General features: G+C 72.2%; 15 protein-coding genes. 5 read left to right on the top strand and 10 right to left on the bottom strand.

The features are described from left to right. Nucleotides 1–13: 13 nt before the first annotated feature. Nucleotides 14–847: a PP2C family protein-serine/threonine phosphatase gene (locus SH922_RS02715; protein WP_393054251.1), complete on the bottom strand. Its 834-nt coding sequence runs from the start codon at nucleotides 845–847 to the stop codon at nucleotides 14–16. A gap of 266 nt (nucleotides 848–1113) precedes the next feature. Here SH922_RS02715 and SH922_RS02710 point away from each other — a divergent pair, with 266 nt between their 5' ends. Continuing rightward, nucleotides 1114–1413, top strand: coding sequence for a DUF1876 domain-containing protein (locus SH922_RS02710; protein ID WP_393054248.1), 300 nt, complete (start codon nucleotides 1114–1116; stop codon nucleotides 1411–1413). A 94-nt stretch (nucleotides 1414–1507) separates the two neighbouring features. Here SH922_RS02710 and SH922_RS02705 read toward each other — a convergent pair whose 3' ends face one another. Beyond that, complete coding sequence (locus SH922_RS02705; RefSeq protein WP_393054245.1) at nucleotides 1508–2812, bottom strand: pectate lyase; 1305 nt, start codon at nucleotides 2810–2812, stop codon at nucleotides 1508–1510. Between the two features lie 283 nt (nucleotides 2813–3095). Between SH922_RS02705 and SH922_RS02700 the strand changes: the two genes are divergently transcribed. Continuing rightward, nucleotides 3096–3743, top strand: a complete 648-nt coding sequence (locus tag SH922_RS02700) for a DUF6629 family protein (RefSeq protein WP_393054242.1) — start codon at nucleotides 3096–3098, stop codon at nucleotides 3741–3743. Nucleotides 3744–3805: 62 nt separating this feature from the next. Here SH922_RS02700 and SH922_RS02695 read toward each other — a convergent pair whose 3' ends face one another. Continuing rightward, complete coding sequence (locus tag SH922_RS02695) at nucleotides 3806–5506, bottom strand: acyl-CoA dehydrogenase family protein (RefSeq protein ID WP_393054240.1); 1701 nt, start codon at nucleotides 5504–5506, stop codon at nucleotides 3806–3808. A gap of 68 nt (nucleotides 5507–5574) precedes the next feature. Then, nucleotides 5575–6186 (bottom strand): TetR/AcrR family transcriptional regulator, encoded by a 612-nt coding sequence (locus SH922_RS02690; RefSeq protein ID WP_393054237.1) that lies wholly within the window; start codon nucleotides 6184–6186, stop codon nucleotides 5575–5577. A gap of 482 nt (nucleotides 6187–6668) precedes the next feature. Here SH922_RS02690 and SH922_RS02685 point away from each other — a divergent pair, with 482 nt between their 5' ends. After that, on the top strand, nucleotides 6669–7148 hold the full coding sequence (locus tag SH922_RS02685) for a lamin tail domain-containing protein (protein ID WP_219568832.1): 480 nt from the start codon (nucleotides 6669–6671) through the stop codon (nucleotides 7146–7148). Between the two features lie 106 nt (nucleotides 7149–7254). On the opposite strand, the gene SH922_RS02680 is transcribed toward SH922_RS02685, so the two are convergent. Beyond that, the gene (locus SH922_RS02680; RefSeq protein WP_393054233.1) at nucleotides 7255–9450 is read right to left on the bottom strand and encodes a hypothetical protein; all 2196 of its coding nucleotides are present in this window, start codon (nucleotides 9448–9450) and stop codon (nucleotides 7255–7257) included. 58 nt (nucleotides 9451–9508) lie between these two features. Continuing rightward, the gene (locus SH922_RS02675; protein WP_393063448.1) at nucleotides 9509–11533 is read right to left on the bottom strand and encodes a SpoIIE family protein phosphatase; all 2025 of its coding nucleotides are present in this window, start codon (nucleotides 11531–11533) and stop codon (nucleotides 9509–9511) included. 262 nt (nucleotides 11534–11795) lie between these two features. Between SH922_RS02675 and SH922_RS02670 the strand changes: the two genes are divergently transcribed. After that, on the top strand, nucleotides 11796–13685 hold the full coding sequence (locus SH922_RS02670) for a rhamnogalacturonan lyase (protein WP_393054231.1): 1890 nt from the start codon (nucleotides 11796–11798) through the stop codon (nucleotides 13683–13685). Between the two features lie 63 nt (nucleotides 13686–13748). Here SH922_RS02670 and SH922_RS02665 read toward each other — a convergent pair whose 3' ends face one another. Then, entirely contained in the window at nucleotides 13749–15038 is a 1290-nt protein-coding gene (locus tag SH922_RS02665; RefSeq protein ID WP_393054228.1) for a DUF6777 domain-containing protein, read from the bottom strand. A 141-nt stretch (nucleotides 15039–15179) separates the two neighbouring features. Here SH922_RS02665 and SH922_RS02660 point away from each other — a divergent pair, with 141 nt between their 5' ends. After that, entirely contained in the window at nucleotides 15180–16478 is a 1299-nt protein-coding gene (locus SH922_RS02660) for a streptophobe family protein (protein WP_393054225.1), read from the top strand. Nucleotides 16479–16632: 154 nt separating this feature from the next. Here SH922_RS02660 and SH922_RS02655 read toward each other — a convergent pair whose 3' ends face one another. The 3 genes from SH922_RS02655 to SH922_RS02645 form a co-directional block, all read right to left on the bottom strand. Continuing rightward, nucleotides 16633–18393 (bottom strand): Ig-like domain repeat protein, encoded by a 1761-nt coding sequence (locus tag SH922_RS02655; RefSeq protein ID WP_393054222.1) that lies wholly within the window; start codon nucleotides 18391–18393, stop codon nucleotides 16633–16635. A gap of 317 nt (nucleotides 18394–18710) precedes the next feature. Continuing rightward, entirely contained in the window at nucleotides 18711–19727 is a 1017-nt protein-coding gene (locus tag SH922_RS02650; protein ID WP_393054220.1) for a serine/threonine-protein kinase, read from the bottom strand. Continuing rightward, nucleotides 19727–20308 carry a hypothetical protein gene (locus SH922_RS02645; protein ID WP_393054217.1) on the bottom strand — a complete coding sequence of 194 codons (582 nt, stop codon included), beginning with the start codon at nucleotides 20306–20308 and terminating at the stop codon, nucleotides 19727–19729. The genes SH922_RS02650 and SH922_RS02645 overlap by 1 nt, the downstream gene beginning before the upstream one ends. Between the last annotated feature and the right edge of the window lie 4 nt (nucleotides 20309–20312).

The following is a 20312-nucleotide window of genomic DNA, read 5'->3' as shown; positions in this document are numbered from 1 at the left end:
CGGTCCCCGGGCCTCATCCCGGGGCGGCGGGAAAGGCCTCGTGGCGCAGGACGAGCACGGCGGCGTCGTCCTCGTGCCCGGTACGCTCCGCCGTCCCCAGGATCGCGTCGGCCAGCTCGTCCGCGCTGTCGCCGACGCGCGCGCTCACCAGCCGCACGACGGCGTCCAGCCCCTCGTCGATGGGGTACGACGGCCCTTCGATCACGCCGTCGGTGAGGAGGACGAAGGCCCCGCCGGTCGTGAGCCGTCGGGTGGTGACCGGGTACTCCTCACCGCTCTGGATCCCGAGCGGCAGACCGCCCTCGTCCTCGGTGACGCCCGAGCGCCCGTCGGCCGTGGCCCACACCGCGCCCACATGACCGGCACGGGCACTCTGGAGCTCCCGGGTCCGCGGATCGAGCCGGACGAAGGTGCAGGTGGCCAGGAGTCCGGAGTCCACGGTCAGCAGCAGGTCATTGGTCCGGCTCACCACCTCGCCCGGGTCGGCCGCCGTGGCCGCGAGCGCGCGCATCGCGATCCGGATCTGACCCATGAAGGCCGCCGCCTCGACGTCGTGTCCCTGCACGTCCCCGATGGCGAAGGCCAGCGAACCGTCCGGCAGCCGGAACCCGTCGTACCAGTCACCGCCGATGTCCAGGCCGCTCTGCGCCGGGGTGTACCGGGCGGCGGTCTGCAGACCGGGCAGGGCAGGCAGGACGGAGGGGAGCATGCCGCGCTGCAGTGCCTCGGCCAGCTCCACCCGCGCCTGGTGCAGCTCCACCTCCCGGCGTGCCCGCGAAGTGAGGTGCTGGAGGGTGGTCAGCAGCTCCTCGGCACTGGCCGGGCGGGGAGGGCGACGCCGGTTCATGGGCCGCTCCGCAGGGCAGGTGATGGCCATCCGCGCCACAGGTTCAGCCGTGGCGGGTCGATCCGGGAGGTCGACGCTGGTGACCCGGAGGGCAGGGCAAGGGCCGAGGCCCGGCTGCTGCGGGCGTGGTCACTGCATCCTATTTCGGTCCGGGGATCCGCGCAGGCCGAGCCGGAACGGGCGTGCGGGGCCGGTTGGGTGGATGCTGGAAACGGACCCGTACGGCGGCGGGCGCCCGCCTGCCGGTGCGGCCCGGGAGGTGCGCGATGAATCGCACGATGGAGTGGACGGTCCGTGTCGATCTGTCGGAGGACGACGGGACGACGAAGGCGGAGGCGGTACTGGACACCGGCACGGCGAAACTCACCGGCCACGGGGTCGCCCGGTGCAGCCCGCAGGACCCGGACGTGCCCACCATCGGTGACGAACTGGCGGCGAGCCGCGCGATGCGCGATGTCGCCGGTCAGCTGATGAGTGTGGCCGACCGCGAGCTGGGCCGGGCGGGCGCGGGCCCCGGGAACGGGCCCGTGCCGCCGCCGTACGCCTGGTCGGACGCGACGGCCTGACACCGGTCGGGCTCCCACCGGCGGGCCATGACCACGGTCGTGGACCCGCCCGCCCCGGTGTCCGGGGCGGGCGGGTCCGGCACGTCACCGGTGATCAGTCGACATAGGTGATGTCGGAGGTGGCGTACAGGCAGTTCGTGCTGTCCGGGCCGGTGCCCGTCTGGCTGGGCTCGCCGCTCGTCACACCCTTGTACTTGGTGCAGATGTCGATGTCCCGGTCGCCGTCGTCGTAGATCGTCACGCCGGAGAGGCGGGCGGTGTCACCGTAGTTGGGGTTGATCCCCACGAGACCGTCGCCGGGGGCGGTGATCCATACGTTCTGCACCTGGACGTGCCGTCCGTACTGGGTCGAGCAGTTGCCGCAGGAGCGGTAGAGCTTGCCGAAGTCCCTGACCTGGAAGTTCTTGATGATCAGGGTGCCTCCGCCGTTGTGCTGGAACACCTTGTCGTCCGCCAGTTTCGCGCCGCCGCCGTCGATCGTGCGCACCAGCGAGGAGGAACTGCCGAGGAAGGTGGCGGCGTCCTCGCCCACGTCCTCCCACCACACGTTCTTCAGGGTGCAGGCGCCCAGGCAGTGCACGCCGTCGGCGGCGGGGGAGCCGAGGATGACGTTCTGCAGCGTGGCGCCGTCCGCCAGCTCGATCAGGGCCGGCTGGTCCTCGTCCTGGCCGTCGCTGCCGAGGTCGCCACTTCCGTAGAAGCGCTTCAGACCGCCGTCGTAGGTGCCGGAGACCTTCATCGTCGAGGTCACGGCCTGGCTGCTGGTGGCCGTCGGCCATGCGGGCGGGGAGCCGGGGTCGGTCGGAGGGTCGGTCGGCGGATCCGTGGGCGGGTCGGTCGGGGTCGAGCCAGCCGCGGTGAACGTCCAGCGCTTGCTGGTCACCGAGTCGCAGGAGTTCTGCTGGACGAGGGCGCCGGCCGCGGTCGAACTGTCCTTCACGTTCAGGCACTTGCCGCCGTTGGCGTTGACGACCTGGTACGTGTTGCCGCTGACCTGGGTCAGCGTCCACACCTGGCCGGCTCCGCCGGTGCAGCTCTGCTGCTCCACGGCCTTGCCCGCGCTCGTCGAGGCGTCGCGGACCCCGGCACACTTGGCGCTGTGCGCGGCGGTCAGGGTGTAGCCGCTGCCGGAGGCCTTGAGCTGCCACGTCTGGTTCGAGGCTCCGCTGCAGGACCGCTGTCCGAGCTGGACGCCGTCGGAGGTTCCCGCACCGGGAACCTCCAGACACAGACCGCTGCCTGCGTTCGACAGGCTGTACGAACCGGCTGCGGGGGCCGCCGTCGCGGAACCGGTCGCGAAGAGTGCAGTGAGTCCCGCGAGGACGAGTGAGGCGATCGCGACGAACGCGGCGGCTGCCCGGCCGCCTCTGCGTCTGGCATGCTGATTTCTGGTACGCACTGGGTTTTCCTTTCACCGCCTGCGGTGTACCCCGCAGGCACCAATGAGTTGTTTGGTGCGGTGGTAGGCAATCCCTCGACCATCGGAACGACGTCCCGTTCTGTTCCGCATGGTGAACCGAGTTCTTGTATGAGAACAGCGGTGACGGTACGTCAACGGCATGCACCGGTCAAGAAGTGGGAGTGTCATGCTTCGGCGCCCGCCCGGCCGGGCCGTAGCGTGACCGGGGGAGCGGCCGCGGCGGAGACGGGCCGACGGATATGACGAACCCCTGGGTGGCGCCATGTGCTGGAGTGCGACTGCCGATCTCGTCGCGGGTACGGCGATCGCGGCGATCGGCGCGGCCTGCGTGGCCCGATCCCGCCGGGCCCGGGACCTTCCGCTCGCGGCGCTGCCGCTGCTCCTGGGGGCCCATCAGATCATCGAGTCCGTGGTCTGGCGGTCGGACGGCGGTACCGGTCCGGCCACCGTGGCCTGGGCGGTCATCGCCCTGCCGCTCCTGGCGCTGTGGGTGCCGCTGGGTGTGTTGTGCGCCGCCCCGCCGCAGGCCCGGCGCCGGCTCGTGGTGCCGCTGGTGGCGGGGGCGGCGACCTCGGCCGCTCTCGCGTACAGCCTGGCGACCCGGCCGGTGACGGCGCAGATCCGCGGGCACACCCTCGGGTACGTCCTGGACCTGCCGCGCCCGGAACTGCTGGTGGCGGGCTACCTCCTGGCCACCGTCGGATCGCTGCTCCTGTCCGGCGACCGGGTGCTGGTGTGGCTCGGCGTGCTGGTCGCGGGCGGGGCCGCGGTCTGCGCCGCGCTGTGGCGTCTGGAGTTCATCTCCACCTGGTGCGCGTTCGCCGCCGTCTGCTCGGTGGTCCTGCTCGGCTGGTCCGGCAGGCGCCGGCCCGGCGCCGCGGACCGCCCCGTCCGGCCGGCCGGACCGTGACGGCCGCGGCCGTCACGGTCCGGATGTGATCGTCCGGGCGTGCCCGGCCCGTGTCCGCGGGCTCAGGCCTCGCCGATGTGCCGGGCCACGACCGCCGCCGCGTCCGTGCCCCGCGGCAGGATCCCGTACTGGTGACCACGGCCCTCACCGAGCCGGGCCCCGACGAACGCCTCGGCCATCGGCGCAGGGGCGTGACGCAGCATCAGCGAGGACTGCAGCGCCAGCGCCATGCCCTCGACCGTGGCCCGCGCCCGGGTCTGCGCGGCGACCGGGTCGCGCAGGTCCTCGGCGAGCTCCCGCCGCACCCGGGCGATGTGTGCGTCCAGTACGGCGCTGGCCCCGGACGTGCCGTCCAGTTCGGCCCAGAACGCCTCCAGGGACTGCGGGGTCCGGGTGATCCCGCGCAGCACGTCGAGGGCGATGACATTGCCCGAGCCCTCCCACACGGCCATCACCGGCTGCTCGCGGTACCGGCGCGCCAGCGGCCAGTCCTCCGTGTAGCCGTTGCCGCCCAGGCACTCCAGCGCCTCGTAGGCGTGGTGCGGGCCCCGCTTGCAGATCCAGTACTTCGACACCGCGGTGGCCAGCCGCCGGAACATCGCCTCCTGCTCGCCACTGTCCGCCTCGTACGCATGGGCCAGCCGCATCGACGTCCAGGTCGCGGCCTCCGTCTCCAGCGCGAGGTCCGCGAGGACCGCGGTCATCGCCGGCTGGTCGGCCAGCCGCGCGCCGAACGCGCTGCGGTGGCGTGCGTGCCAGATCGCCTCGGACACCGACTGCCGCATGCCCGCAGTGGTGCCGAGCACGCAGTCCAGACGGGTGTGGTTGACCATCTCGATGATCGTGGGAACGCCCCGGCCGGGCTCGCCGACCCGCACGGCCCAGGTGCCGTCGAACTCGACCTCGCCGGAAGCGTTCGACTTGTTGCCGAGCTTGTTCTTCAGCCGCTGGACCCGGACGCTGTTGCGGGTCCCGTCGGGCAGCACCCGTGGCACCAGGAAACAGGTGAGGCCCGCCTCGGCCTGCGCCAGGACCAGGAAGGCGTCCGACTGCGGGGCGGAGAAGAACCACTTGTGGCCGGTCAGCAGATGGGCCCGGCCGTCCGCGTCGGAGGGCAACGGGACAGCCCGGGTGGTGTTGGCGCGGACGTCGGACCCGCCCTGCTTCTCCGTCATCCCCATGCCGAAGGTCAGGCCGGACTTGGCGGCCGGGGCGATCGGCCGCGGGTCGTACGAACGGCTCAGCAGACCGGGCAGCCAGTCCCGGCCCACCTCGGGATCGCGCTGCAGGACCGGGACCACGGCGTGCGACATCGACATCGGACAGCCGTGGCCCGGCTCGATCTGGGCGAACAGCATGAACGTCGCCGCCCGTGCGACGGCGGCTCCCGGCTTGGGATCGGCCCAGCCCGCCGTGTGCGCGCCGTGCTCCACGGCCGCTCCGATGACCTCGTGATACGCGGGGTGGAAGTCGATCTCGTCGATCCGGTTCCCGTACCGGTCGTGGGTGCGCAGGGCCGGCGGGGAGGTGTGGGCGAGCTCGGCGTTGTGCTGGAACGCCTCCGAGCCGACCAGCCGGCCGATCTCGTGCAGTTCCTGCCCGTGCCACCCCGCACCGAACGCGTCGACGGCTTCCGCCAGGGGTGTGTTGGTGCCGTACTCGTCGAGGCCGGTGCGGGGCGGCGCCTGGTTGGTGACCTCGTGCGTGCGGTGCGGTGCCGTGGCCTCGGTGTGCGGGACGACCGGGGTTGCGGTGGTGGTCATGGCGGGACTCCTGTCTGGGGTTCGGGACGTTCGGCGCTCGGCAGCAGCAGCAGCGGTGGCCGGCCGGGTCAGCCGGCGGGGGCCCCGACCGCCCGGAGGCAGAGCGCCGTGATGCCGTTCACGACCGGGCCCGGGTCGGTGCGTTCGCCGACGGGGGAGAGCGGCCCGAGCAGCGCCTCGCTGACCGCTCCGATGACGGCCGCGGCCGAGAGCCGGGGGTTCTGGGCAGGCAGCTCACCCGTCGCCACACCCGCAGCGACGACCGACTCGGCGAGCGCGTGGTAACCGCGCCGGTACGTCAGCCGCTCCTGCTCGACGAGCGGATCGACGGGCTCGGCCAGCAGCGCCCACGCCGTGCGGGGACTGCGCAGCGCACGGTACGAGAACACCTCGACCAGCGCCCGCACCTGCTGCGCCGCCCCACTTCCCGCCTGCACCGCCTCCCGCACCGCGGCGAGCTCATGACCGGCGACATGGCGGAAAACAGCGGCCAGGAGCTCCTGTTTGGAGGCGAAGTGGTTGTAGACGCTGCCGGTGGCGACGCCTGCGCGGTCGGCGAGCGCGGCGATGCTCGCCGCGGCGTAGCCGCCCTCGGTGAGCAGTTCCCGTGCGGCGTCCAGCAGCCGCTCCCGGTGGGCGAGCCGGGTCGCCTCGGTGCGGGCGGTGGATCGGTAGGCCATGATGTTCTGAACCTCGATTCATACCTTGAGTTCCACTCAACCACTTGCGGCAGTCCCGCGCAATCACTCCCGGCAGCCCCGCGCAATCACCGGCTTCGATCGATGTTCGAGGGAACCTCCGTGCTGCTTTCCCGGGGTAACGGAACGGGTGTTCATTTCCGGTGGCGTGGCCGTTGTTACGGATCCCGGCACCAGGGCGGCCGGCCCCGGTCGGAGGTGTGGTGGGCGGGTGCGTGGTGCGCCGGCTTCCGTCAACCCGACGCCGCGCGGGTGGGTGCAGCGGGCAGCGATTGACAGGTACCCGGAGGTTTCAGTGGATGTCGCGTACAACCGCCTGTGACGGAAATGTCTGCATCTTGTAACACGTGCCGGGGTGGTATCCGGACACCGGGCAACCGGGTCAAAGTATGCCTTCCCGGCACTACGCCGGGACCGAACAACGCCCGGACCGCAGGGTCCGGGCCTGCACTTGAGGGGTCTTCATGTCCCGTTCCGCACGACGGATCACTGCTGCTGTTCTTGCTTCCGGCGCGCTGGTCGCCGCCGCCGCCCTCCCGGCAGTCGCAGACGACCACGACCACGGCCACGGCCGCGGTCATGCCCCTCGCTCGGCCGTCGTTCTGGGCAAGATCCAGTACAACAGCCCCGGCCGCGACAACGGCTCGAACCGGAGCCTGAACGGCGAGTGGGTCACCGTCACCAACACGAGCCGCCACTCGGTCAACCTGCGCGGCTGGACCCTGCGTGACGAGAGCCACCGCACCTACAGGTTCGACCTGCGCCTGCCCGGCCGCTCCTCGGTGCGTGTGCACACCGGCGTCGGCCGCGACAGCCGCACCGACGTCTACCAGGACCTCCGCCGCTACGTCTGGGACAACAGCGACACGGCGACCCTGCGGGACGCACACGGCCACAAGGTCGACTCCAAGTCCTGGGGCCACCGCCACGGCGGCCACCGCTGATCCGTCGGCGGCCCGCCCACTGAACCAGGGGCGGCTGCCGACGCCCTGACCGCGGCGCACCACGGCCCGACCGCCGTGGTGCGCCGCACCCGCGTCCGCTTCCGCGTCAGGAGGCGTCGGCTGCCGCCGCCCGCTCGTCGTTGAGCGCCGCCACCGCCCCGCGCACGTCCCCGATCGTCGTGTAGTCGACAGCGACGAAGTTCACCGGACTGCCCCGTTCCCGCTCGCACCGGTGGGCCCGGTCCAGCACCCAGTCACGGGCGTTGACCTTCCCCGCGTCCAGCCGGCTGCCGCCCGCGACCGTGATGAAGTGGTTCAGCAGGAACAACCGCTTGCCGGTGTCCCCGCGGTGCGGGACACAACTCATCTCGGCGGGGGAGCGGAAGGCGAACGGTGTCTCCATCCCGTACCGGTAGAAGTTGCGGTACCAGGGCGCGGGCCCGTCGGCCTCCTCGGCGAAGACCACGAGCCGCCGGCCGCTGTCGACCATCTCGCCCAGCGTCGGCCATGCCTTGCCCGGGTCGGGGTCCGGTGTGTGGAGCAGGTCATCGAGTCCGGCCTGCCGGAAGGCCTGTTCGGTCTCTTCGCCGCTGATCGCGTCCTGCACGATCAGCGTGACCACCTCGCTCGGATGCTCCCGCATCCAGGTGCCGAGCGCAGTGAGGGTGGGCACCAGCTCGATCGCCCCTGCCCGGCATACGGCGTGGCACAGCCACAGGCCCTCGCGCGGTGGGTTGAGCCGGTCGATCGCCGAGGCGATGAGCCGCCGCTGCTCCGGGGAGAAGTCGGGGGTGTCCAGCCGCTGCGTGATCTCCTGCGACGTCTCCCAGTGGTACGTGTCGATCTGCAGCGCCCGCGCACCCGCGTCGAGCTGCGCCGTGATGTCCGGGTCCTGCAGCGGTCCGATGAAGCGGTCGTACGTCGTCGAGTTGGCGTTGTGCGAGGTCACGTAGGCAACCTCGTCATACCGCATCTCGCACAGCCTGGCGCTGCCCTGGCAGGCGCGAGGTACGGACTGGTTCACGCCCAGGGGTACGAGCAGCACCCCCGCCATCGCCGCGCAGCCGGCCCCCGCGGCCAGACCGCGGACGCGCGGCACGGTGAACGCGGCCCGGGGCCGTGTCTCGACGGCCCAGCCCGCCGCCACCAGGAGCGCCCCGATCACGAGCGGGACCAGCGCGGCGGTCAGCGCGGTGACGGCAATCCGGTCGAAGGCGGCATGCTGGAGGTCGTCCACCAGGCCGGTCACGCTCGATGGCCAGGAGTCCGGCGGGGCCACCACCCGTCCGCCGGTGAGCAGGCGCGCGATCAGTACCGCGAGTCCGGTGAGGACCGCCCCCGAGGCGAGGGCCCAGCCCATCACCGTCAGCCGCCTGCCGGAACCGGCCGCGGAGGCGAACCACAGCACGGCGAGGGACGCCACGCCCAGCACGGAGGCGATGGCCTCCACCAGACCGAGACCCTCGTGCGTCACCGCCCGCGCCCGGTGGACGGCGTCCAGACCGTTTCCGGACGCGGCGAGCGCCTGGGTCACGTCCCAGGTCCCGTCGCCGACAGCGGCCCGCAGTTCGGCCGCCGATGCCCGGGTCCGTTCCGACACGGCTCCGGGCGCCACCGCCGCCAGCGCCGTGGCCACATCGCCCTCGGCCAGCGCGACCGAGACCTCGGGACGGAGCGCAGCCCGGCTGCCGGCCGGCACGGACTGCAGCAGCGCGTTGGTCGCCTGCTCGGCCTGCCCGGCGGAGAGCGGCAGAGCCGGCAGACCGTCCGGGGTCCGCCCGGCCACCAGACCCTCCAGCGCCCGGTCCAGATCGGCCGAGAAGGCGGCGAAGTCCGGCTCGGCCCGGTTCTGCAGCGAGGCGACGAGATCGCCGAAGTAGATCTGGGTGAGGTCGCCGAGGTTGCCGGCGACCGGCCGCAGGTCCACGGTCAGCCGGAGCGTGTCGACGTCACCGCGCAGATAGCCGACCACGTTGTCGATCTGCTGGTGGGTCAGGTCACGGACCATCTCCGGCGGCAGCACCACCTTGATGTTCGAGGTGATGATCGCCTCCGGGACCGGCAGCCGCGCGAGGAGGTCCCTGGTGACACCCGAGGCCCCGGGATCGACGAGCACCTCGTCGTACAACCGGTCGTAGGCCCCCTGGTCGTCGAGCACCGACTGATAGAAGGACGGCGAGACCAGGGTGCTGCGCGCAGTCGCGGTCAGGGCCATCACCAGCGTGCACAGGGCGGCCAGCACGAACGCGACGGCACGCAGAGGGTGCGGTTCCCCGCGGAAGGTCTCCATGCCCGTGCCCATGTCCTCATGCTCCGTCTCCCCGGGCGATGCTGCGAGTGGAGCGGCCCGTGCCGAGCCGTCAGGAACCGTCGTCGGGCGGGATCTCCTGCTCGGTCCACAGGGCCTTCCCGTCGGTGCTGTACCGGGTGCCCCAGTGCGTGGCCAGCTGGGAGACGATGAACAGCCCGCGGCCGCCCTCGTCGACGGTGCGGGCGTGGCGCAGATGCGGGGCCACCGGGCTGGTGTCGTGGACCTCGCAGGTGAGGGTGCGGTCCAGCAGGAGCCGCAGATGCAGCGGCGGGGTGCCGTAGCGGACCGCGTTGGTGATCAGCTCGCTCACGATCAGCTCGGTCGCCTCGATCGTCTCCTCGTCGAGGTTCCAGCCTTCGAGCCGGTCGCGGACCAGGGTGCGGGCGATGGCGGGCGTGGTCCGGTCGTGGGCCAGTTCCCATGTCGCGACCCGCTCGGGCGGGACGACGCCTGTCCTGGCGAGCAGGAGTGCGGCGCCGTCGGGATGGGCTTCGGCGGGCAGGCTGTAGATGACGGCGTCGCACAGCTCCTGCAAGCCGCGATCCGGATAGGCGAGAGCGTCCTGCACTCCGGTCACGGACCGGTCCGGGGGCAGCAGCGAACCCGTGAGGAAGGCCAGCACACTGCCTTCCACGAGCTCGACCGTCGCGGTGGCGAACGGGGCACTGTCCTCGGAGAACAGTGGCGGTCCCTCGGGCACGTCGAGGACGATCGGGCGGCCGTCCGGAGCGACCGCGACCGGCGCCGGATGACCCGCCCGCGCCACCGTGCAGGTCCGGGAGAACGGGTCGTAGACCGCGTAAAGGCAGCTCGCCGTCAGCGACTGCCGGTGCAGGGAGTCGCCCGGCGGCAGGGACCGGCGCTCGACCGCGAGCCGGTCGGCCGTGTCGTTGAGGCGGGCCAGTACCTCATCGGGCTCCAGGTCGAGACCGGCCAGGGCGTGGATGACGGTGCGGAGCTGTCCCATGGTGATGGCGGTCTGGAGTCCATGCCCCTCGACGTTGCCGACGATCAGCGCGGTCCGCGCACCGGACAGCCCGATGGTGTCGAACCAGCATCCGCTGTTGCGCCCCGAGAGCATCACATGAGCGGTCTCGACGGCGATCCGGACGCCGTCGTGCTGGGGCAGGAGTCTGCGCTGGACGGTCGACGCGATCACATGGTCGTGCTCGTAGCGCCGCGCGTTCTCGATGCTCAGCGCCACCTGGGAGGCGGCCGTCAGCGCGAGGGCGAGGTCGTTCTCGTCGTACGGTTCGCTGCCCCGGCACCGGTAGAGGCTCACCAGGCCGAGAACGGCGCCGTGCAGTTTGAGCGGGACCACGATCAGGGAGTGGGCGCCGGTCGCCCTGACCAGCCGCGCCGTACCGGAATCCGCGTCCAGCCAGGGAGTGTCCGAGCCGAGCGCGACGAGCCGTGGCCGCAGATCTGCGGCGGCGAGCGCGAAGGGGGTGCGGTCGGGCAGCCGTCGGGTCTCACCGACCAGGCCGTCCCCGCCCACGCCCCGCAGCGCGGCACGGCGCAGGGGGACGTCACGGCCCAACGGGCTGAGCGGCGGATCCGAGCCGCGCAGGACCTCGTCCACCACCTCGACCATGGCGAAGTCGGCGAACCTCGGCACCAGCGCAGCGACGAGCCCCTCGCAGGTCGCCGCGACGTCGAGGGAATGACCCACTTCCCTGCGTACGGACTCCAGGCAGTCCGCGCGGGCGCGCGCCTTCTCCCGTTCGTTGACGTCGACGACTGCCGCCAGCAGACCGAGCGGCCTGCCGGAGGGGGCGTCCAGACGGTGGACGGTGACCATCAGGCTGCGGTTGGGACCGGGCGCCCCCCTGAGCTGTCCGCGGATCACCCGGTTCACGGCGGGCACCCCGCTCTCCAGCACCCCGCGCAGCAGCCGTTCCGCGTCCTCGGGATCCTGGAGCCGGTACGCGTCGGTGAAGTACAGCCCCACGATCCGGTCGGGGGCGACCGCCTCGGACAGCGCGTTGACCCGCTCCACCCGCAGTTCCGTGTCCAGGACGTGCAGCCCCACCGCGGACTGGCTGAACAGTGTGTCCAGGAGTGCGCCCGCCATCGCGTCGGCGGAGGGCGTTCCTGGGACCGGTGCACCGGCGTCCGGCACGTCGCACCCCCATCTGGCTCCGCCGCCCCTACGAATCGGCAGCTCTGCGGACAGCCTGCTCACACCCCGCCCTGCCCGCCACCGCGCTGCGGCATACGGGTGAACACGCCGCCGGGCGACCGCCGCAGATCCGGTACGCCCGGACGGCAACCTTTCCGGTCCCGGCGGGCACTGAGGGGTACCCGACCCACCCCCACTCCGGAAGGCACGTACCGTGGCTCCTGAGCATCCCCGTTCCTCCCGCGGGCGCCGCACCACCCGCACCCGTACCCTGATCGGCGCCGTCACAGCGGGTCTGCTGGCCGCCGTCGGACTGGTCGCCACCGGCCAGACCTCGCAGGCCGCCACCGCGCGCCAGGCGGAGGCACTGGACCGCGGCGTCGTCAGCGTCCACACCGACGCGGGCAACCTGATCAGCTGGCGCTGGCTCGCCACCGACGCGGACGACGTGTCCTTCAACGTCTACCGGGCCGGTACGAAGGTCAACGCCTCGCCGGTCACCGGCTCGACGAACTACTTCCACGCCGGGGCCCCCGACTCGGCGGACTACACGGTGCGCGCGATCGTCGGCGGCGTCGAGCAGAGCGACTCCGTCCACGCCGTGCAGTTCCGCAGCGGCTACAAGGACGTGCCCATCAGCCCGCCCGCCGGCGGCACGACCCCCGACGGCGTGGCCTACACCTACGAGGCCAACGACGCGTCCGTCGGCGACCTCGACGGGGACGGCGCACTCGACTTCGTACTGAAGTGGCAGCCCACCAACGCCAAGGACAACTCCCAGTCCGGCTACACGGGCAACACCGTCGTCGACGGGATCAAGCTCGACGGCACCCGGCTGTGGCGCGTCGACCTGGGCCGCAACATCCGCTCGGGCGCGCACTACACCCAGTTCCAGGTCTACGACTACGACGGCGACGGCAAGGCCGAGGTCGCGATGAAGACCGCCGACGGCAGCGTCGACGGCAAGGGCACGGTGATCGGCAGCGCGTCGGCCGACTACCGCAACTCCTCCGGCTACATCCTGTCCGGCCCCGAGTACCTGACCATGTTCAACGGCCAGACGGGCGCCGCCATGGGTACCGTCGACTACGTCCCCGCGCGCGGCACCGTCTCCTCGTGGGGCGACAGCTACGGCAACCGCGTCGACCGCTTCCTCGCCGGCACCGCCTACCTCGACGGCTCCAGGCCCTCGCTGATCATGGCCCGCGGCTACTACACGCGCACGGTGATCGCCGCCTGGGACTGGCGGGGCGGGGCGTTCACCCGGCGCTGGACCTTCGACACCAACAGCTCGACCAACTCCGGCAAGGGATACGACGGCCAGGGCAACCACCAGCTGTCGGTCGCCGACGTGGACGCGGACGGCAAGGACGAGATCGTCTACGGCGCCATGGCCGTCGACGACAACGGCAACGCCCTGTGGACCACCAAGAACGGCCATGGCGACGCCATGCACGTCGGGGACCTGGATCCCTCCCGCGCAGGCATGGAGGAGTTCAAGGTCGACGAGGACAGTTCCAAGCCCTCGTCGTGGATGGCCGACGCGAAGACCGGTCAGATCATCTGGTCGACGCCCGCCAACGGCGACAACGGACGCGGTGTCAGCGACGACATCTGGTCCGGCAGCGCCGGAGCCGAGTCCTGGTCGTCCGCGGCCGACGGGGTACGCAGCCCCAAGGGCACCGTCGTCGCGAGCCGCAAGCCCTCCAGCGCCAACTTCCTGTCCTGGTGGGACGGCGACACCAACCGGGAACTCCTCGACGGCACCCACATCGACAAGTACGGCACCTCCGCCGACACCCGGCAGCTGACCGGGGCATCGGTCCACTCCAACAACGGGACCAAGGCCACCCCCGCGATCTCGGGCGACCTGTTCGGCGACTGGCGCGAGGAAGTGGTCTGGGCGACCACGAACAACACCGCTCTGCGCATCTACTCCACGCCGTACGAGACCACCACGAAGATCACCACGCTGCTCCACGACACCACCTACCGCACGGCCCTGGCCTGGCAGAACACCGCCTACAACCAGCCGCCGCACCCGAGCTTCTTCATCGGCAGCGGGATGGCGACGGCGCCGCGGCCCACTGTGTCGACACCCTGACCGACGCCGTGGCCGATACGGACGGCCCGCCGGGGAACCGCCGGGCCGGCTACGCCGGGCCGGCTACGCCGTGCCGTCGCCGGACGCCGGCGGCGCGGGCGGCGGTGCCTGTGACTCCGCGGTCTGCGGTGTCACAGGTTCCGGGGCCGACTCCGATGTGGGCGGCGCCTCGGAGGTGGGCGGAGGTGACGGGGGCGGCTCCTCGGACGAGGGAGGCGGCGACGGCGGCTCGTTGGACGGCTCACCGGACTTCGTGGGCGGCGGCGACGGCTTCCCGGACGTGGGAGGGCGCGAGGAGGAGTCGGAGGGGCAGTCCTCGGCCCGCCCGCCGCCCGACCGCGGAGGACACGACGCGCTCGAGTCGGCGGGCGGATCCGTCTTCTTGTCGCCGCCGCCCGTGTCGCCCGCGTCCCGCTCGAACCAGCCCTCGGTCCGGGGGTCGAACATGATGAACACGTTCACCGGTTGCGCAGCGGGCTCCACCACCACGACGTTTCCGGCCCGGTACCCCGGCCAGGCATCGCCCTTCTGCTTCGGCGTCCCCTGCAGTGCGACCGGCGGCAGCAGGGGGTTGCCGCAGGCGCATCGCACCCTGGGCACCCCGCGGTCGTCGATCAGCACCGCCGTTCCGGCCTGGAGGACCGCCTGGTAGTTCGTGGCCGCGCCGTTCTCGTAGCCGTGGTTGGTCACCCGGGTGTCGAGCCGCAGCTGGACGGGGGTGAGCGAGCGCAGATACGCGGGGACGCCGGACGGGTCGATGCCCTCGACCGAGGCGAAGGCCTTGTTCTTGGACGGCTGATCCGTGAGAGCGGTGATCTGCTTCTCCACGTCGCAGGCGGCGACCTTGCGGGTGCCGCCGTACAGGCCCGGGGCCGAACCGTCCACGCCCTGGGTGACGTTGGACCGCATCCGGGAGGCGCTCGCCACCGGACTCGGAACGGCGGTCGGCGTCGCGTCCCCGGCGCTGCTGCGCGCGGTCGAGCCGGTGAACGGGTCGGGGCCGGTCGAACCGGCCGCCTGGAGGAACACCTCCCCGCCGGCCTTGGCCGACCCGTCCGGGCGGGTGAGGACGACGGTGATCACCACCGCCGCCACGAGGGCGACGGCGATCGTGGCCACCTTGGGGACCGACCGCCACCAAGGAGTGCGGGGGCCGTGCCCAGGGTCCTGCGGGGTCTCTCCAGGACCGCCCGGACCACCGGGTCCGCCATGGCTGCCGCCGGAGGGCGGACCGGCCGGCGGACCGGACGGGCGCTCGGGAGGCGGCGGGACGGGCCCCTCCTGCGAAGGGCCCGAAAGCGGTCCTGAGGGCGGCCCCGTGGGGCGGCCGGACGACGGCGGCTGGTCACTCACGGCTCATCTTCCCCACACCAGGATCGATACCGGATTCTTCCGGTATCAGCCATTGTGTTCCCCATACCGGCGAGGCCCGCAAGCCGACGCGGTCGGCCCACCCGAGGGGCGGCCCGCAGCGCGGCTGCCTAGCGTGGGCCCGTGAGCACACAGGGATCGGACGACCGGAGCGGTACGGGAGTCCGCGTCGCGCACGGCTGGGGCGACGCCCTCCTGACCGTTCTCGCGGGACTCGTGGTCATGGGCGTCACCGCCGCCCTCGGCCTGTGGGCGGCCGGCGCGGCGGAACTCCCCGGCGGCTCCTTCCCCCGCGTGGTCGCGGCCGTCGTCGTCATGGCGGCGGGCGGGTCCGTCGCCCTGTCGGGGAACGCGGGGGAACTCGCCAGGACGAACGCGGACATCTCGGTGCTGCCGCTCTCGGTCACCCTCGTCGGCGCGCTGGTCCTCGCCGCCGGATTCCTGCGCCCCCTGAGACACCGCGCCGTCGCCACCAGCCGCGAACTGGCAAGCTGGGCCGGCCGGATCGCGCTGCTGTGGGCTCTGGTGCTCATCGGCCTGTCCCTCCTGGCCCGGCAGACCTTCGACATCCCCGCGGCCGACCCGACGGGCGGTGTCATCGGCGACCTGCTCGACGCCTCGCCCCGGGCCGGATTCCGCGCCGAGATCCCGCTCACCCTCGTCCTCGGCCTGCTCTGGCTGGCCGGCGTCCTCGTCCTGGCCCTGCTCGTCGCGCGCGGCGCGCCGCTCCCCGCGCGCCTGGTGCGCTTCCAGGAATCAGTGCGCCCGGCCGCGTACGCCATGGTGGCACTACTGCTCGCCTATGTGGTGGTGGGCCTGGTCATCGCACTCGTCGTCGCGGTGACCCGCGGACATCCCGCCGAGACGTTCGCGGTGATCCTGCTCGGACTGCCCAACCTCGTCTGGCTCGTGTTCACGCTGGGCCTCGGGGCGTCCTGGGAGGGAAAGGTGGACGGGCCGTTCGGGCTCCCGATGCCTCAGGTACTGGACTCCGTCCTGCGGACTCCGGACCTCTCCACCCTGAACATCAGCACGCTCGCCGAGCAGGACGGCCGCGTCTGGTGGTGCGTCGTCGCTGCCGCACTGTTCACCGTGGCGGCGGCGTTCCTGATGGCCGCGCGCTCACCGGCCCGGATGCGCCCCTGGCAGCATGCCCTGCACATGGCGGCGGCGCTCGTCCTCACCGTCCTCACCGTGTGCCTGCTCGTCAGGATCTCCGCGCACTACGGACTGTCCCTGCTGGGCCTCGGAGACCTCGGCGGTGGGCTGGGCGGCGAGGTGCTGCTGCGTCCGCGGCTCTGGAGCGCGCTCGGCCTGGCCGTTCTGTGGGGTCTGGTGACGGGCTTCCTGGGCGGGCTGCTCGCTTCCCGCGTGCACCGGCGCGGCGAGGTGGTCCCGCCGGACGGGCACCCCCAGAAATAGGGGATGCCCGCCGGAAGTGCGAGGGGTTCGGCTGTCAGGCGTGGGACAAGCCCCTGACCCCGTGCGGGACGTCGACAGGCGAAGTGCCGGCCCCGCCGTTCGACGGGACGGCGTCGGCTCGGTGCGCGTCCGCCGTCCCGTCACGGTGCCCGGCTCAGCCGGTGACCGGGACCGTCACCCAGTCTGCCGAGGCGTCGTGCAACGCGTCACCGGCGTAGGAAACCGTGTAGAGGGTGCTGCCGGCGGCGGGTGGTGCATCCGTCACGGTGAAGTCGCCGTCGGGGCCCACGAGGGCGGCGGGCAGGTCGGCGACGCCCGTCTTCGACCAGCGCTGGACGGCGACGAGGGTTCCCTCGGGCAGCGGCGCCCCGGCCGTGCTCAGGGTGCCGTGCACGACCACGCCCGCGGTGGTCGCGCCCTCGGGCTGGTCGAGCGCCAGCTCCGTCGGAGCCTTGGTCACTTCCACGTCCACCGTGGAGTCCGCGGCGGGGTCGTGCGCGGTGTCGCCCGCGAAGGAGACGGTGTAGGTGGTCTTCCCGGTGGTGGACGGGGTGTCGTCCAGCGTGAAGGTGCCGTCCGCGCCGACGGCCGCCGCCGGGACCGTGTGGTCGCCGTCTGCGTCGTGGCGTACGGCCGTCACCCGCGCCGGCTCGACGGGCCCCGGACCGTTCCGCCGCAGTGTGCCGGAGATCCGCACGGCCTGGCCCACGAAGGGAGTGCCGGGTTCCACGGTCGGCGGACCCCCGAACGCGGAGTGGTAGCGGGCGCCGGGGTTCGTGATGATGTGCAGCCAGTAGGAGTCCTTGGCTGCGTTCGTGGTCATGGCGAACAGCCGTGAGCCGTCCGGGCTGAAGGCGAGGCCGCGGTCGGCCACCTGGTCTCCGCCAGCCGATCCGTCCGTGAAGGCGTATCCCCGTGGCGTGTCGCCCTGCGCGGGTCGGGCCGGCTGGACCAGCAGGTCGGCTGCCGTGCCGTCGACCGCGCCGCCGCGGGCGACGAGCGAGCCGTCCGGGCTGAAGGCGACCGAGGTCGAACTGGTGCCTGCCGGCAGCGAACCGTAGCCGGGCGTCGCGTCGGTGAGACCGGTGGTGGACAACGCCCTGGTGCCGGAGGCCCCGGCCGCGACCGCCACCAGAGAGCCGTCGGGGCTGACGGCGACGTCCTTCGGCGGGGCCGCCGGGTCGGTGGCAGCTGTGTACGCCCGCAGGGCCAGCGGTTCGGTGTAGGCGGTGGTGGCGTCGTAGACGCCGACGACCAGCTTGGGCGTCCCGTAGGTCGCGTAGGCCTGGACGAGCTTGCCGGGAAGTCCCGGCGAGGTGGCGAACTTCGCGCTCACCAGGCTGCCGCTGTTGGTGAAGGTGCCGCCCGTGGGGGCTCCGCTCCACAAGGTCTGGACCTCGCTGGAGCAGTCCTTCGGGTACTCCTGGCTACCCATTCTGGTGACCCACAGCCGACCGCCGGTGATGCCCAGGTCGCCGGAACACAGCCCATCCCTGAAGTCGCTCTTCACCCATCCACCGCCTATGTACGCGAAGGTGTCGGGGTTGAAGATCAGTACGTAGTCGGCTACGGCCACGTAGAGGATGCTGCCGTCCGCGGAAAGCGTCATGGCGCCCGCGGCGGTCATGGCCTCGGTGGTGACGGTACGGAGCAGATTGCCGTCGAAGTCGTACACCAGGATCGCGTGGACGGTCGCCGACAGGCCGCCTGTGGTGACGTACACCCGTTGGCGCGCCTCGTCGACCAGCATGCGCGAGTAGGTGTCGGTCGGCAGTTCGACCGTGACGTCGGACGGTTCGCCCGGTTCGGCCGCCTGTGCGCCCGGCGTTCCGGTGGCCAGTGCGGCGGCGCTGAGCGCGAGTGCGACGAGCAGACCTCTTGCGCGTCTGAAACGGGCGTGACTGTAGCCGTTCAAGTGGACCCCCCACTGTCGTTCCGCACGTCGCCGTGCGGGCGACATCCGGAAAATAACAGGATGCAGAGGCCCTTGGGGGCGGTCTGCAGTGACAGGGCACGGCACCGCGGCGGCCGGCGTGGTGGGAACGTCGAGGCCCGGGGCCGGTGATCGTGCGCGCCGAGCGGCTGTCGTGACCTTCGCGTCCGGGCCCGGTCGGTCAGGGCCTCTCGTCGGATCGTGCCGGGTTTCGCGGGGTCCGGGACAGCACATCCAGCGCAGAGTGTCGTCGTCCGCCCGCAGGCCAGGCGAGTGAACAACGCTCCGGGTCAATACACCTAGAAGGGCCGGCTGTCCGGCTGTCCGGGAAACACCGGCAGCGCCCACCGCGGCGGTGGGGGCGGCGGTTCGGGCCCCGACGTCCACGCACCGATCCGCCGGTCCACCTGCGTCGGCGGATGGCCGCCCCGCTCCTCGCCCCGGGCTGCGGCGCGCAGCGCGGCGACGAACTGGAGACAGGAGTCGTACCGGTCGTCCGGACTCTTGGACAGGGCCTTCGCCAGCACCGCGTCGACACCCGCCGGGAGACCGGGGCGCAGTCCCGTCAGCGCCGGCGGCGGATCGAACTGGTGGGCCCACAGCAGAGCCATGTCGTCGTCGCGCTGGAACGGCGGGGCGCCGGCCATCGTCTCGTGCACGACACACGCGAGGCTGTAGACGTCGCATCGCCCGTCCACCGGACGGCCCGAGATCTGCTCGGGCGCCACGTAGTCGAGCGTTCCGACGAACTGGCCCACGGACGTGAACCCGGTCAGCGACAGCGACTTCTTCGTGAGGCCGAAGTCCGTCAGGTAGACATGCTCCGGATGATCGCTGTCCGTGCCTGCCGCGACCAGGATGTTGCCGGGTTTGACGTCCCGGTGCACCAGATCGTGATCGTGGGCGGCATCGAGGGCGGACGCCACCTGGGCGGCGATCCGGAGTGCGGTTCCGAGCGGCAGCGGCCCCTGCCGGTCGATGAGGGCACGCAGGTCCTGACCGGCGACGTAGCGCATGGCGATGTAGAGGATGCCCTCGGTCTCACCGGCTTCGAAGACCGGCACGATGTGGGGATGGTCGATCGCCGCCGCCACGCGCGACTCGTGCGTGAACCGCTTGCGGAACGTGTCGTTGCGGGCGAGTTCCGGGGCGAGCAGCTTGAGGGCGACCGTGCGGTCCAGCCGCAGGTCCTTGGCCCGGTAGACGACGGCCATGCCGCCGCGCCCGATCTCGCGCTCCACCAGGTAGCCCGCGATCCTCCGGCCGATCAGGTCCGAGGGCCGGCCCGCGGGCAGTGAGGAATCGTCCTGGGCCATCACACATCACCCGGCAGGGTCCGCGGATGCGCGGCGGGATCGACGAGCCGGGTCGGCTCCGGGCCGGCCCCGGGCGCCGGGGCGCTGCTCGGCCGGCCGGGGCCGGACTGCGCCGCGTAGGTCGTGAGCCGGGTCCCGTCCGTGAACACCCAGCGCTCGTGCTCCACGTCGAACAGCCACACGGCCTCGCCGTCGACGACCACGCCTGCGCGGAGCCCCTGGGTGCGCCTTCGGAAGGTCTCGCCGTCGATGCGGCCCTCGACGAGTTCCTCGCACGCCTGGCGGAAACGGTCCAGCGACTCCTGGACCCGGGCCATCAGCGGCCGCGGGTCCGCCGTGCGGGCCATCGGCTGACCGGCCTGCGGCGGGTCGTGCGGTACGGACACGAGAAGCCGGCCGTCGACCCAGGCAGACCAGCCGTTGGCGCACAGTACCTGCCCCCAGTCGCCGCGCCGGTCGAGCAACTGGACGGGGAGCAGCGGGTCGAGCGGTTCGGTGGGCCGGGAGACGTCGGGCGCCTCCCAGGCGGGCAGCCCGTCCCGGGGGACGACATGGGTGGGGCGGAAGTCCTCGCTCTCCATGGGC

The organism is Streptomyces sp. LN549 (genome assembly GCF_043203805.1).
Lineage (GTDB): Bacteria > Actinomycetota > Actinomycetes > Streptomycetales > Streptomycetaceae > Streptomyces.
This window is presented reverse-complemented; position numbering and strand designations above follow the sequence as displayed.

Bases quoted from the DNA above. Each gene is read 5' to 3' on its own strand.
- SH922_RS02685 (WP_219568832.1), top strand. From the start codon at position 6,669: ATGTCCCGTTCCGCACGACGGATCACTGCTGCTGTTCTTGCTTCCGGC.
- SH922_RS02650 (WP_393054220.1), bottom strand. From the start codon at position 19,727: ATGGCCCAGGACGATTCCTCACTGCCCGCGGGCCGGCCCTCGGACCTG.
- SH922_RS02715 (WP_393054251.1), bottom strand. From the start codon at position 847: ATGAACCGGCGTCGCCCTCCCCGCCCGGCCAGTGCCGAGGAGCTGCTG.
- SH922_RS02695 (WP_393054240.1), bottom strand. From the start codon at position 5,506: ATGACCACCACCGCAACCCCGGTCGTCCCGCACACCGAGGCCACGGCA.
- SH922_RS02700 (WP_393054242.1), top strand. From the start codon at position 3,096: ATGTGCTGGAGTGCGACTGCCGATCTCGTCGCGGGTACGGCGATCGCG.
- SH922_RS02680 (WP_393054233.1), bottom strand. From the start codon at position 9,450: ATGGGCACGGGCATGGAGACCTTCCGCGGGGAACCGCACCCTCTGCGT.
- SH922_RS02645 (WP_393054217.1), bottom strand. From the start codon at position 20,308: ATGGAGAGCGAGGACTTCCGCCCCACCCATGTCGTCCCCCGGGACGGG.
- SH922_RS02710 (WP_393054248.1), top strand. From the start codon at position 1,114: ATGAATCGCACGATGGAGTGGACGGTCCGTGTCGATCTGTCGGAGGAC.
- SH922_RS02690 (WP_393054237.1), bottom strand. From the start codon at position 6,186: ATGGCCTACCGATCCACCGCCCGCACCGAGGCGACCCGGCTCGCCCAC.
- SH922_RS02675 (WP_393063448.1), bottom strand. From the start codon at position 11,533: ATGGCGGGCGCACTCCTGGACACACTGTTCAGCCAGTCCGCGGTGGGG.